This is a genomic window from Ensifer sp. ENS07 (genome assembly GCF_014852185.1).
Taxonomy (GTDB): Bacteria; Pseudomonadota; Alphaproteobacteria; order Rhizobiales; family Rhizobiaceae; genus Ensifer; species Ensifer adhaerens.
Genome location: NZ_JACVBE010000001.1, coordinates 440,189 through 453,341, shown reverse-complemented (window position 1 = coordinate 453,341; position 13,153 = coordinate 440,189). Strand labels below are relative to the sequence as shown.

Sequence of the window (13,153 nt, the reverse complement as noted above, 5' to 3'; positions counted from 1 at the left end):
GCTTGGCTGACTTCCTGTGACAGGCACGGGAATGAGGGGCCGAGAGAGCAGCGCAAGACCAGCCGGTTCTAGAGACGCTAGAGAAAGACGACGCTTATGCAGGCAGATTACATCATCATCGGCTCCGGCTCCGCCGGCTCGGCGCTCGCCTATCGCCTCTCAGAAGACGGCAAGAATACCGTCCTGGTGCTGGAATATGGCGGCACGGATGCGGGGCCGTTCATCCAGATGCCGGCAGCGCTTGCCTGGCCGATGAGCATGAAGCGCTACAACTGGGGCTATCTGTCTGAGCCTGAGCCGAACCTCAACAACCGCCGCATCACCGCGCCACGCGGCAAGGTGATCGGCGGCTCCTCCTCGATCAACGGCCTCGTCTATGTGCGCGGCCATGCGGAAGACTTCAACCGCTGGGAAGAACTCGGCGCGCGCGGCTGGGCCTATGCGGATGTGCTGCCCTATTTCAAGCGCATGGAAAACAGCCACGGCGGCGAAGCCGGCTGGCGCGGAACCGACGGACCGCTGCACGTTAAACGCGGCCCGGTCCACAATCCGCTGTTCCATGCCTTTATCGAGGCCGGCCAGCAAGCCGGCTTCGAACTCACCGATGACTATAACGGCTCGAAGCAGGAAGGCTTCGGGCTGATGGAGCAGACCGTCTGGCAGGGCCGGCGCTGGTCGGCGGCAAACGCCTATCTGAAGCCGGCGATGAAGCGGCAGAACGTGTCGCTCGTGCGTTGCTTCGCCCGTCGGATCATCATCGAGAACGGCCGGGCGAGTGGGGTCGAGATCGAGCGCGGCGGCAAGATCGAGGTCGTCAAGGCCAACCGTGAGGTCGTCGTCTCGGCCTCCTCGTTCAATTCGCCGAAGCTCTTGATGCTCTCGGGCATCGGCCCGGCCGAGCACCTGAAGGACATGGGCATCGAGGTGAAGGTTGACCGACCAGGCGTGGGCGCAAACCTTCAGGACCATATGGAGTTCTATTTCCAGCAGATTTCGACCAAGCCCGTGTCGCTCTATTCCTGGCTGCCCTGGTTCTGGCAAGGCGTTGCCGGCGCGCAGTGGCTGTTCTTCAAGAAGGGCCTCGGCATTTCCAACCAGTTCGAGGCCTGCGCCTTCCTGCGCTCGGCCTCCGGCGTCAAGCAGCCAGATATCCAGTACCACTTCCTGCCGGTGGCGATCAGCTACGACGGCAAGGCGGCCGCCAACACCCACGGCTTCCAGGTGCATGTCGGCTACAACCTCTCGAAGTCGCGCGGCAACGTCACGCTGCGCTCCTCCGATCCGATGGCCGACCCCGTCATCCGCTTCAACTATATGAGCCACCCGGAGGACTGGGAGAAGTTCCGCCACTGCGTGCGCCTCACCCGCGAGATCTTCGGCCAGAAAGCCTTCGACCACTATCGCGGTCCGGAGATCCAGCCGGGCGAGAAAGTCCAGTCGGACGAACAGATCGACGCGTTCCTGCGCGAGCATCTGGAAAGCGCCTACCACCCCTGCGGCACCTGCCGGATGGGTGCCAAGGACGACCCGATGGCGGTGGTCGATCCGGAGACCCGCGTCATCGGTGTCGAAGGCCTTCGTGTGGCCGACAGCTCGATCTTCCCGCACGTGACCTACGGCAACTTGAACAGCCCGTCGATCATGACCGGCGAGAAGGCGGCCGACCACATTCTCGGCAAGCAGCCCCTCGCCAGATCGAACCAGGAACCGTGGATCAACCCGCGCTGGCAGGTCAGCGACAGATAGTTCGCCGCAAGGCGAACTTTTTTGCCGGCGACCGACAGCCGCATGTCACATTCGCCGGTGTTATCTTGTCTTGTCTTCTCGAGTGCTTGAGATGAAGGAGACGAAGATGACAGCGAAGCCCGATCCGCATGGGAACGCCGCAGCGGTGATGCCATCATGGCCCCGTGTGCGCGCTAGCCATTTCGGGGCCGGCCGCGCCATATCGCAGCGGGGCGCGTGATGGCCGGGATGACCGACGAAGACGTCAGAACGACCTTCGGCGCGGTACGCCCGCGACTGATCCGCATCGCCTATCGCATGCTGGGCTCCGTCAGCGAAGCCGAAGATGTCGTACAGGAAGCATTCCTGCGCTGGCTGAACGCCGACCGTGCGGCCGTCAAAGAACCATCGGCGTTTCTGGGCCGGATCGTGACACGCCTTTGCCTCAACCAGTTGAAGTCGGCACGGCGGCGGCGCGAAACCTACCTCGGGCCATGGCTGCCGGAACCGGTCGTCGAGCAGTGCGACGAACTAGACGACATTACCCTGCCTCTGATGATGGCACTGGAACGCCTGTCGCCGCTGGAACGAGCGGCCTTCCTGCTGCACGACGTCTTCGGTGTCAGCTTCGATGAAATCGGCGAGACGCTCGGCCGCAAGGCAGCAACCTGCCGTCAACTGGCCAGCCGTGCCCGTGTCAATGTCCGCGAGACCCGCCGCCGATTTGCGATGCCACGGGAACAGGGCATGGAAATCGCCGCCGCCTTCTTTGCCGCTTCCCGTGGCGGCGATTTGCACAAGCTTCGTTCGCTGCTTGCGACCGGCGCGATCGTCTATGCCGACGGCGGCGGCAAGACAGTGGCGCCAAGACGGCCGATCGTCGGAATAGACGAGGTGATAATGCTGCACGCCTCGCTGAGGCTGATCTTTGCCCGGGCGATGTCGCGGCTCGTGCGTTACGAATTCATCAATGGGCTGCCTGGTTTTATCACCATCGAAGACGGGGTCCTGCAGACCACCGCGATCGAGATCGAGCGGGATAGAATCACCGTCATCTATGTCACGCGCAATCCGGACAAGCTAAAACACCTCCCAGAAGCGCTGACATATCTCGATGCTCCGGCCGTTCATTGAGCGACGGGTGACCGCGCCCTAACGATCGCGCCCCCGCGCACAGGCACCAGAGCCGACAGCTCTGCTGATCGCCCCTGCTCCAAACAAACTTAACCTGCCACGCGCCGAAGGCGCGTGCCTCTACTCGCTCGGCAGGCCCAACACCAAACCATAGGAGACCAAACCATGAGCAACATATGCATTGCCGTCATCTACCACAGCGGATACGGGCACACGGCACGCCAGGCCAGGGCTGTTAAAGCCGGTATCGAGCGCGTCGACGGCGCACAAGGTCTGCTCCTAGCGGTTGAGGATGCACCGGCACGCTGGAACGATCTCCGCTCGGCCGAGGCGATCATTTTCGGCACGCCGACCTATGTCGGAGGCCAGTCAGCCGCGTTCAAGTCATTTCAGGAAGCGAGTTCCAGTGCCGTGATGGCCAAGGGCTACCTTTGGAAAAACAAGTTTGCTGCCGGTTTCACCAACTCGGGAACCGCCTCGGGCGATAAACTCGCGACGCTGATGCAACTTGCTCTCTTTGCTGCCCAGCATGGCATGCACTGGATCAACCTCGACCTACCACCGGCCAACCACTCGACCAAAGGATCACCTGACGATCTCAACCGGCTTGGCTTCTGGCTGGGCGCCGGCGCCCAGTCCTATGTCGACCAGGGCGCCGATCTGGCGCCGCCACCATCCGATCTTGAGACGGCAAGTCATCTCGGCCAACGCGTGGCCGAGACAACGCTGCAGTTCGTGCGAGGAAGAACGGTCGAACAGGAGCCTGCCCTTCCTGCGTGGAGAACGGCAGGCGAGCGATAGGATCAGCGTCAGAGAAAGCCGATCCAGCGGCCGGCGAGCAGAGCACCCAGCCATGTGACCAAGGAGGCAAGCGCCTGCGCACGCAGGCGCAACGCAACCGCTCCCCCTGCGCGCGCGACCGACCAGGCCGTACCCGCGCGGACCGACAGTGCATTGAGCGTTCCGATTGCCAGCAGCGCGAGCTTGGTCAGAAACGCCGGATTGGCGAGATAGGCCGAAGGCCTGACGCTGAAGAGGCAAAAGCCGGTGACGATCGCGATCGCCAGGCCGATCGCAGCCGCTTGCGCCAGAAAGGGTCCAAGCACCGCGACGGGCGCATCACCGACAAGCCCGAGCAGCCTCAGATCAAGCGGTACGATCGCGCCGATGAGCAGGCCGATCGCGAGAATATGAGCCGCGTTGACCACAAGATAGAGGATCGCCGAGCGTCTGAGCGCCGCGCCCACCGGCCAGCCGGCGATCCACTCGACGAGTTCCGCGCCGCTCATCCACCGGCCCGGATGCGTTCCGGATAGATGTCATAGGTCTTGCCGGCGACCGTGATGCGCACCGCCTTCATGCGCTTTTCGTTCGGGTCGAGCGAACGGTTGCCGAGAACGATGATCTCGTCACCGGCCTTGGCCGATCCCTCGACAAAGCCTGAGCGCTCCGTCTGGCGGGGATTGCCGAGTTCGACGTGCCACATGCCATCCGTGGACGACTCCACCTGTAAGGTCGGATGCGGCGGCGCCATCGAGATCTCGCGGATGGTGCCCTTGAGCTCGATCTGGTCGGCCTCGGCCCAGGACCATCCGTGATGGGCATAGGCGCCGGTAACCAGAAGCCCCGTCAGGATGATTGCGACAACGCCACGGCGTGAAATGGCATTCAACATGTCCCTGCTCCTTCGCCTGTTTCGGAGAGGTGGCAGCTTGAACCCGAAGAGCGGTTTGCGAAAGGACGCGGTCTTCAACACTTCTTGAGCATCGCAGACAGCCACCGCCTATGGTTGCGATAATCTTGGGTTGCGCGAACTTTAATCAACAGCTTAAAATTTAGCCATTCTTAATCTCCGGTTGTTATGTCTATATGAGACGGAGTGAACGCTGGGCGAACATGCCATGACGGCAGTTTCGCCGCGTAATATCGCGTGCTCCATCCCATCATCGACATCACTCCCCTGCCAAGGCGAGCTCACTTACCGATGCCTTTGCGGCCGTGCCCGCGGCCATCGGCCGAGGATGATTTGCCTTGCGGGCAACCGCGGAGCGTTATTCATGACAATCAAAGCACGCCTGCTCGTCTGTCTGTCCCTGCTCGCCGTCGCCATGCTGGTCATGATCGTTACGGCCTTCAGTGCGCTGACTTCCATCTCCAAACGCACCGAATCGATTATCGCCGACCGGTTGCTGCCGGTCGACCACTTGAAGACGGTGTCCGACATGTATGCGGTCGAAATCGTCGACACGACCCATAAGGTCCGCAGCGGCGCCCTGGACTGGGCGGCCGGCGCAAAAGCGATCGACACGGCGCTTGCGACCATCGATACGCGCTGGCGCACCTACGAAGCCACACGGCTCACGCCGGAGGAAAAGACGCTGACCGAGATTTTCGACAGGGCGCGCATCGCAAGTGATGCGTCGATCCGCGATCTCGTGCAGATCATGCAACGTCAGGACAAGGCCGAACTCGAACGCTTTGTCGATACCAAGCTCTACTCATCAGTCGATCCCCTCGCCGCGCCAATCAGCGACTTGATCAAGCTGCAGCTTTCCGAGGCTAACGGCGAGCTCGAAGCGGCGAATGCCGAGAAGGACAACCTGACACTCTGGCAAAGCGTGATTGCAGGCTTCGCCCTGCTCATGCTTGGCGCGACCGTCTGGTTCGTCATTGCCGGCCTGCTGCGCCCGCTGACGAGCCTGCGCGAAGCCATGCGCCAGCTTGCCGCCGGCAATCTCAAGGCACTGATCTTCGGCGAAGGTCGCCGCGACGAAATCGGCCAGATGGCCGGCGCTGTCGCCGTCTTCCGAGACAATGCGCTGGAACGCGAGCGGCTGGAGCAAGAGGCCGAAGCCGGTCGTTCGCTGTCGGAACGCGAGCGTGAACAGCGCGAGGCACAGAAGGCGAAAGAGGCGGCCGAGGTCCGGGCGGCAGTCAGCGCGCTCGGCTTTGGTCTCGATCGCCTTGCCGAAGGTGATCTGACCTTCCGCATCGACACGCCGCTTGCAGAACGGCTCGACGCGCTGCGAACCAACTTCAATAGCTCGGTCACCAACCTCGAAGAGGCACTGCGCTCGGTCGGGGAGAATGCCCGCAGCATCAATGCCGGCGCCAGCGAAATCCGCTCCGCCGCCGGCGACCTCTCCAAGCGCACGGAACAACAGGCCGCCTCGGTCGAGGAAACCGCAGCCGCGCTCGACCAGATCGCCACCACCGTCGCCGATGCCAGCCGGCGCGCGGAAGAGGCGGGCACGCTTGTCATCCGCACCCGTGGTGCTGCGGAGAAATCCGGCGAAATCGTCGGCAATGCCGTCACCGCCATGAGCGGCATCGAAGCCTCGTCGCGGGAGATCTCCAGCATCATCGGCGTGATCGACGACATCGCCTTCCAGACGAACCTCCTGGCGCTCAACGCCGGCGTCGAGGCGGCTCGCGCCGGTGAGGCGGGCAAGGGTTTTGCCGTCGTCGCCCAGGAAGTGCGCGAGCTTGCCCAGCGCTCGGCTCAGGCTGCCAAGGAGATCAAGGTGCTGATCGCCACATCCGGCCAGCAGGTCAAATCCGGCGTCACCCTGGTGCGAGAGACCGGCGCGGCACTCGAAAGCATCATCGCCGAGGTCAAGGAGATCAGCAACCACGTGACGGCGATCGTCGAAAGCGCCCGCGAACAGGCAGCCGGCATCCAGCAGATCAATACGGCGGTGAATGCCATCGACCAGGGCACGCAGCAGAATGCGGCGATGGTGGAGCAATCGACCGCCGCCAGCCACAGCCTTGCCCGCGAGGCCGGCGCGCTCAACGACCTCCTGATGCGCTTCAGGACCGGCATCGGCTCTTCGGCAGGACCACGCCTCGTGGCAAGTGGTGCCACGGAAAGTGCAGCCCCCTCGCCCGCACGTGCGTTGACCCGCAAGCTCGCCGGCGCCTATCGCGGCGGCGCGCGACCACAGGAGGACGGCTGGGCGGAGTTCTGACGATCAGGCTTCGGCCGCAAAACAAGGAGACGCGAGCCGCAGGGTTCGCGTCTCTAGCTTTTGCCACATACAGTATTAAATCTAGTAAATTACTAGCCTATATTCGGTTTTTCGCTGCTTTTCGATCTGAGAGGCAGATTTGCTCCAAACAAACAGCATTAGAAACCGCTATTTCTGTCCATTGTCCTGTTCGGCTGCGATATTCCGCCCAAGTTGGAACAGGACGCAGCCATGACCACGTCATCCCTCGAAACCACCGCCAAGGCACTGAACGAGAGGCTCGAAAGCCTGGATCTCGCCGGGCGGCTGGCGCTCGTTGCAAGCCTTGAAGGGCGGGCAGTCTTCACGACCTCGCTCGGCATCGAGGATCAGGTGATTACCGCCGCGATCGGCAAGAACAAGCTTGCCGTCGATGTCGTCACGCTTCAGACCGGTCGTCTCTTCGATGAGACCGCGGCGCTGATCGACAAGACGGAAGAAGCCTACGACATCCTGATCAAGCGCTACCATCCGGAAAAGGCCGACATCGACGCCTATGCGGCGCGCTACGGTCTCAACGGTTTCTATGAAAGCGTCGAAGCGCGACATGCCTGTTGCGACGTGCGCAAGCTGAAGCCGCTTGCGCGCGCACTCGAAGGAGCAAGCTTCTGGGTTACCGGGCTGCGCCGCGGCCAGTCGGGCAACCGTGCCTCCACGCCCTTTGCCGAGGCAGATGCCGAACGCGGCCTGATCAAGATCAATCCGCTGGCCGACTGGGACATCGAGACCATCAACAGCTACGTCGCCACGCACGCCGTTCCGGTCAACCCGCTGCACGCCCGCGGCTATCCCTCGATCGGCTGCGAGCCCTGCACCCGCGCCATCAAGCCCGGCGAGCCCGAACGCGCCGGCCGCTGGTGGTGGGAGAACGACGAGAAGCGCGAATGTGGTCTGCATGTTCCCGAGGCCGCCGCAAGCTCCATCATCCCCAATTCGAGCAGCGCCGCCTGAGGCTGGCGCGCTCATCCGAAGACAAATCCTCCCGGAGACTGAAATGCCCCACATCCATCCGGAAACGGAACTGCATAATCCGCAGAGTGCCAAGCCGCCGCTCGATCCGCATCTGAAGGCGCTGGAAAACGAAGCGATCCACATCTTCCGCGAAGTGGCCGCCGAGTTCGAGCGCCCGGTCATGCTTTATTCGATCGGCAAGGATTCCTCGGTTCTCTTGCATCTGGCACGCAAGGCCTTCTATCCCGGCCGCGTTCCCTTCCCGCTGCTGCACGTCAACACCGGCTGGAAATTCGCCGAGATGATCGCGTTCCGCAACGAGATCGTCGAGCGCTACGACCTTGACCTGATCGAGCACGTCAATCCGCGCGGTGCCGCCGAGAACGTCACGCCGTTCACCCACGGTTCGGCGCTCTATACGGACATCATGAAGACCGAGGCACTGCGCCAGGCGCTCGACGCCGGCCAGTTCGATGCTGCCTTCGGCGGCGCGCGTCGCGACGAAGAGGCGAGCCGCGCCAAGGAGCGCATCTACTCCTTCCGCACGCCCGACCACCGCTGGGACCCGCGCAACCAGCGTCCGGAACTCTGGAACGTCTACAACGGCATGATCCGCAAGGGCGAGAGCGTGCGCGCCTTCCCGCTGTCCAACTGGACCGAGGTCGATATCTGGCGCTACATCCAGGCCGAAGACATTCCGATCGTACCGCTCTACTTTGCTGAAAAGCGCCCGATCGTCGAACGCGACGGCATGATGATCCTCGCCGAAGACCCGCGCCTCGAACTTTTGCCTGGCGAGACCAAGCGCGAAGAAGTCATCCGCTTCCGCACGCTCGGCTGCTTCCCGCTGACCGGCGCCATCCGTTCGACCGCGACGACGCTCGACGACATCATCTCCGAACTCGAAACCGCGACCGTTTCCGAACGCCAGGGCCGCGCCATCGACCGTGACCAATCCGGCTCGATGGAAAAGAAGAAGCGCGAAGGATATTTCTGATGACCGCAACCGCAACCGCGAATGCCGTCGAGCACGTTGCAGCTGGCGAAGTTCTCGCTTTCCCGGCGCAGGAGCCGGCGCGCGCCACCCGTGACAGCCGTCCCCTTCGGCTCATCACCTGCGGCTCGGTCGACGACGGCAAGTCGACACTGATCGGCCGCCTGCTCTGGGACACCAAGGCGGTCAAGGAAGACCAGGCAGCGACGCTTCAGCGCGATTCCAAAGGCAAGCAGAACGATCTTGGCCTTCCCGATTTCGCGCTGCTGCTCGACGGGCTGCAGGCCGAGCGCGAACAGGGCATCACCATTGATGTCGCTTATCGCTACTTCTCGACCGACAAGCGCTCGTTCATCGTCGCCGACACGCCCGGTCATGAGCAATATACCCGCAACATGGCGACCGGCGCCTCGACCGCCGATCTCGCCGTGCTGCTCGTCGACGCCCGCGTCGGACTGCTCGAACAGACCCGCCGGCATGCGACGATCGCGACGCTGATGGGCATCAAGCAGTTCGTGCTGGCGGTCAACAAGATCGACCTCACCGACTACAACCGCGCCCGTTTCGAAGAGATCAGCCACGAGTTCCGCGAGCTGGCGCTGTCGCTTGGCGTGCGCCAGGTCATCGCCATCCCGGTCTCGGCGCTAAAGGGCGAGAACGTCGTCTACGACGGCCGCGCCTCGATGCCCTGGTATGACGGCCCGACGCTGATCGAGGTACTGGAGCTGGCAACCACCCGTTCGGCCCAGACCGTTGGTTTCCGCCTGCCGGTGCAGCGCGTCTCGCGGCCCGGCGAAAGCTTCCGCGGCTATCAGGGCACGGTTGCCGGCGGCTCGGTGAAACCCGGCGACAGTGTTGTCATCCTGCCCTCGGGCATGGTTGCCAACGTCACCAAGATCGTCACCTTCGATCTCGTGCGCAACGCAGCGGTCGCCGGCGACGCGATCACGCTCGTGCTCGACCGCCAGGTGGACGTCTCGCGCGGCGACATGATCGTCGCGATCGACAGCCAGCCGCTGACCGGTCTTTCCTTCGACGCCCAGCTCGTCGCGCTGCAAGCCGAAGGCATCCAGCCCGGCAAGCGCTACTGGCTGAAGAGTGGCAGCCGACGCCAGCGCGTCCAGGTGCAGCCGGCAAGCCAGCTTGACCTCCAGACCGGTAAGTGGAACCAGGCCGATCAGCTGCCGATGAACGCCATCGGCAAGGTGCATCTTGCCTTCGACGAGCAGGCGATCTTCGACACCTACGAGCAGAACCGCACCACCGGCGCGTTCATCCTGATCGATCCGGACACCAACAACACGGTGGCGGGCGGCATGATCACCGCCAAGCGCTCGGCGCTCGGCGGCATCCACACGGAAGACGCCCGCGTCATCCTCTCGCTGCCGGCCGACCTTGCCGACCAGCTGATGGCGACCGAACTTTTCGCCGGTCGCCGCGAGGAAGCCGAAGTCCGCCGCGTCTCCGCCGGCAGGGCCGTGGAGATCATCGACGACATCGACGGGTGAGCGACATCGCACGCAGCAAAAAGGGGCCGGAGCGGCCCCTTTTTATTTTGCATGGACGGCTGAGAACCAGTGGTGATCGCCGTGGACGCATTTCGACAGCTTGCCGGAGGCGCAACTCCGCAGGCATCCATCAAAGCTGCTGCTCGATCGCAGGAAGAGTGATCGTCAGCGGCGCAGGATCGGCGTGCTGCCAAAGCTGGTAGCCGACGACGCTGCCAAGAATAGCGGACCAAATGGCGATCTCGCGAAAGTTAAAAATTGGTTCCTTCAACATCTGAGCCTCTCGGGCAAAAACAAGTGTTGATGGAAATATCGCCCCGATTGTTCACGCTGATAAGACACCAATCTGCGAACACGTCGTTTCCATGTGAACAATAAACGGCCTGCGTCGGCGCCGCGATCGCCGAGGTCAAGGTTCCGTTGCGGCGTTATCAAGCCGGAGAGGCGCTGTTTCAAAATGAAACAACGCTGGTAATCGCTTCACCATGACGCAAGCCTCGCGCGATCACGACTATCAATCCAACGCCGCATTCGTAACTTGGCGCGTCGATCATGAGGATCGATAGGGCTGTTTCACCGTTTCCGAACGCCGTGGGACAGTCCGCCTGACTATGGACTAATGAAACCGGACGCGACGTTCGCCTTCACCCCCTCGCCCGGAACATTTGCATCGACGGTCGCGCACCCTGCGGTGGACAGAACCGCTCTCCTCGGCGTATCTGGGCGGCCTTGGCGCAAGAATGCCGAATCAGGGAGACGACAGGGTGAGCACCGACAAGCAACCGGAAACCACCGTAAAGGTCGAGAAACGCATCAACGGCAAATGGTGCTTCGTCATCAAGTTCCGCGGCGTCACCTACCCCGCCCAAGGCAACTTCACGTCGATGCTGGAGGCACAGGCCGCCGCGCAATCCGTGCTGAACGGCCTGGAAAAGCGGGGCTGACCGAGCGCATGGCGGGCGGCGGTGCTATGCGGCCCGCACCGCACCGCCCCTACACAAGTCAAGCGCAGCTACCGAGCAAACGCCGAGAGCCACTGCCACTTCTTTCTGATCGATAGCAGCAGCGTGCGAATGCGCCGGTCGCGATTTGTGATTAGTCGCGCCGAACGCCAGGGCGTTTGTTTCCGGTACTCCAGAAACGTCGCCTTCTCCGGGTGCTCGCATTCTTTCGTGTTCGGCTTGGCGTGAGTGAAGTGCACGATGGAAGCTTGAGAATAGTCTTCCCACCCCTTCTGCGCATTCCAGTGGCCGGGGAGATGAACGAAATTCCCTTCGGTCGTAAGGTTCAGTACGTCCTGATCCAAGAAATCGAACGAACGCGCCTGAAGCAGCCTGGCAATGCGAGCCGTGTAGTCCTGCGCGTTCCAGGCATCGATATCGACCAGCAGGACTCCCGCGTTGAAGTAGGGTGTGTTCGCCTCTCGGCCGAGCGACGGATTGAAACGCGTCGGGTCATCATAGGGAACGGCTGCAACGGCCCTGCCCTCAAACGACAGATCGGCCAGTGGTGCCAGGCTCTTTTTGATCAGCGTGTCAGCGTCCAGGTAGAGCAGACGGTCGTGCCGGTCGGCTAGCAATTCCGGCAGATACAGTCGAGCGTAGGTAGCGCGGCTCCAGTAGCTCGTCGTCTTCAGGCCTGAGATTTTTGAGAGAATGTCGCCTTCGACATCGATGAAGCACAGCTTCCGTTTGGCACAGGCTTGCAGCATCTCCTTGTCGGACGCCCGCAGCCCGTCACCTAGGATAAAGACCTGCGCATCTGGAATGCCACCGTTCTTTTCGAACGAGTAAAGCATGACACCCGCGAGTTCCGCGAAGCGCCTGTCGATCGAGCATGCAACAATCATTTAAAGTCAATTTCAGCAATGCAACGCGCAGCCACAGGGCCGCATGCAGTGTCCAGGCCAAAAGCAAGATCTCGCTCGACCGGACATACCGGTAGACGCTTTGATTGCTTTCATTTGAAATGGCGTGACCCTCGCCAAGCGAGGGCCACGCTCATGGTGTCGCGCAATATGCGACGGAAGTATCAATGAAATTAATAGGTCATCTCTTACCCGAAAACACGCGGATGCACTGGTGTGCTTCTCTTCATGGCGAATGACTTCGCACACCATGCTTCCGCGTCAAGTGGGCAGAGCAGATAATAGTTGTTTGTCCGCAGAATCTCGCGCAGATCGTGTAAAAGACCTGCGCGCGGCACCTATTCGGTCGCGGACCGGATGATGTTGCAAAGGCCTTCCTGCACCACCTGCTTGGTGGCCACCTGCCCCACCTGAATATCAAACATCGCATCAACCCGCGTGCCTGAACCGCGCTTGCGGGCGACGACTCGCAATGTCTGCAGCCGCCCGGAGCCTGCCGTATCCTGGTAAGCTTCGATGGTTCCGAGTGCCTTGTTGATCTCGATCCCGGAAAAGCCTTCCGCCGCGACGCCCCGCGCCATCCGCTGCAGAGCGGTCTCGGGCTTCAGCTTCGGGAACTCCTGCCAGGTCTTATAGAAAACAGGCGTCACCAGCGGAACGCCGCTCGCCTTGAAATTCTTCTCGCAGCTCTGCGCCGCCGCCACCGAATGGCCGGCCACCAGCAGAACCGTCGCAATGGATAGATGCTTGATCGACATTCCCGTTCCCCGTCGTCCGTGATTGAATGGCGGGAACCTAGAGGCTTCGCCCGCATGCCGACAGAGCAACCCCGTTGCGAATACACCTCTATTCGACCAACGGCTTTTAAGCGGCGACGAACGGCATTTGCGCAGACATTAAGGCACCGGAGTGCAGCGTCGCGAATAGCCATCTCAAACAACCCCAAACCGGTTGCGTCACAAAA

General features: G+C 62.1%; 13 protein-coding genes. 8 read left to right on the top strand and 5 right to left on the bottom strand.

All coding sequences use genetic code 11. The features are described 5' to 3' along the window. The first annotated feature begins 96 nt into the window (after positions 1 to 96). From betA to IB277_RS02115, 3 genes are all read left to right on the top strand, one after another. Positions 97 to 1,746, top strand: a complete 1,650-nt coding sequence (gene betA / locus IB277_RS02125) for a choline dehydrogenase (RefSeq protein WP_110818481.1) — start codon at positions 97 to 99, stop codon at positions 1,744 to 1,746. Between the two features lie 219 nt (positions 1,747 to 1,965). Further along, positions 1,966 to 2,859 (top strand): sigma-70 family RNA polymerase sigma factor, encoded by an 894-nt coding sequence (locus tag IB277_RS02120; RefSeq protein ID WP_060516273.1) that lies wholly within the window; start codon positions 1,966 to 1,968, stop codon positions 2,857 to 2,859. A 165-nt stretch (positions 2,860 to 3,024) separates the two neighbouring features. Next, on the top strand, positions 3,025 to 3,660 hold the full coding sequence (locus IB277_RS02115) for a flavodoxin family protein (RefSeq protein WP_060516274.1): 636 nt from the start codon (positions 3,025 to 3,027) through the stop codon (positions 3,658 to 3,660). Positions 3,661 to 3,668: 8 nt separating this feature from the next. On the opposite strand, the gene IB277_RS02110 is transcribed toward IB277_RS02115, so the two are convergent. Then, positions 3,669 to 4,148, bottom strand: coding sequence for a DUF6644 family protein (locus IB277_RS02110; protein WP_090294736.1), 480 nt, complete (start codon positions 4,146 to 4,148; stop codon positions 3,669 to 3,671). Next, the gene (locus IB277_RS02105; protein ID WP_034789195.1) at positions 4,145 to 4,534 is read right to left on the bottom strand and encodes a DUF6152 family protein; all 390 of its coding nucleotides are present in this window, start codon (positions 4,532 to 4,534) and stop codon (positions 4,145 to 4,147) included. Before IB277_RS02105 ends, IB277_RS02110 begins: the two co-directional genes overlap by 4 nt. 382 nt (positions 4,535 to 4,916) lie before the next feature. On the opposite strand from IB277_RS02105, the gene IB277_RS02100 reads away from it, so the two are divergent. The 4 genes from IB277_RS02100 to cysN all read left to right on the top strand — a co-directional run bounded on the left by IB277_RS02100 (position 4,917) and on the right by cysN (position 10,322). Further along, a complete protein-coding gene (locus IB277_RS02100; RefSeq protein WP_192370706.1) occupies positions 4,917 to 6,830 on the top strand; it encodes a methyl-accepting chemotaxis protein in 1,914 nt (637 codons plus the stop codon). A gap of 231 nt (positions 6,831 to 7,061) precedes the next feature. Next, positions 7,062 to 7,820, top strand: a complete 759-nt coding sequence (locus IB277_RS02095; RefSeq protein WP_034789190.1) for a phosphoadenylyl-sulfate reductase — start codon at positions 7,062 to 7,064, stop codon at positions 7,818 to 7,820. Positions 7,821 to 7,863: 43 nt separating this feature from the next. Beyond that, positions 7,864 to 8,817, top strand: a complete 954-nt coding sequence (cysD, locus tag IB277_RS02090; RefSeq protein WP_060516276.1) for a sulfate adenylyltransferase subunit CysD — start codon at positions 7,864 to 7,866, stop codon at positions 8,815 to 8,817. Continuing rightward, a complete protein-coding gene (gene cysN, locus IB277_RS02085; RefSeq protein ID WP_192370705.1) occupies positions 8,817 to 10,322 on the top strand; it encodes a sulfate adenylyltransferase subunit CysN in 1,506 nt (501 codons plus the stop codon). Before cysD ends, cysN begins: the two co-directional genes overlap by 1 nt. A gap of 130 nt (positions 10,323 to 10,452) precedes the next feature. Here cysN and IB277_RS02080 read toward each other — a convergent pair whose 3' ends face one another. Beyond that, positions 10,453 to 10,596: a hypothetical protein gene (locus tag IB277_RS02080; RefSeq protein WP_090294740.1), complete on the bottom strand. Its 144-nt coding sequence runs from the start codon at positions 10,594 to 10,596 to the stop codon at positions 10,453 to 10,455. Between the two features lie 490 nt (positions 10,597 to 11,086). On the opposite strand from IB277_RS02080, the gene IB277_RS02075 reads away from it, so the two are divergent. Beyond that, positions 11,087 to 11,266, top strand: coding sequence for a hypothetical protein (locus tag IB277_RS02075; RefSeq protein ID WP_034789185.1), 180 nt, complete (start codon positions 11,087 to 11,089; stop codon positions 11,264 to 11,266). A gap of 68 nt (positions 11,267 to 11,334) precedes the next feature. On the opposite strand, the gene IB277_RS02070 is transcribed toward IB277_RS02075, so the two are convergent. Then, on the bottom strand, positions 11,335 to 12,171 hold the full coding sequence (locus IB277_RS02070; RefSeq protein ID WP_090294741.1) for a glycosyltransferase family 8 protein: 837 nt from the start codon (positions 12,169 to 12,171) through the stop codon (positions 11,335 to 11,337). A gap of 356 nt (positions 12,172 to 12,527) precedes the next feature. Then, the gene (locus IB277_RS02065; protein ID WP_034789415.1) at positions 12,528 to 12,941 is read right to left on the bottom strand and encodes a hypothetical protein; all 414 of its coding nucleotides are present in this window, start codon (positions 12,939 to 12,941) and stop codon (positions 12,528 to 12,530) included. Positions 12,942 to 13,153: the final 212 nt, after the last annotated feature.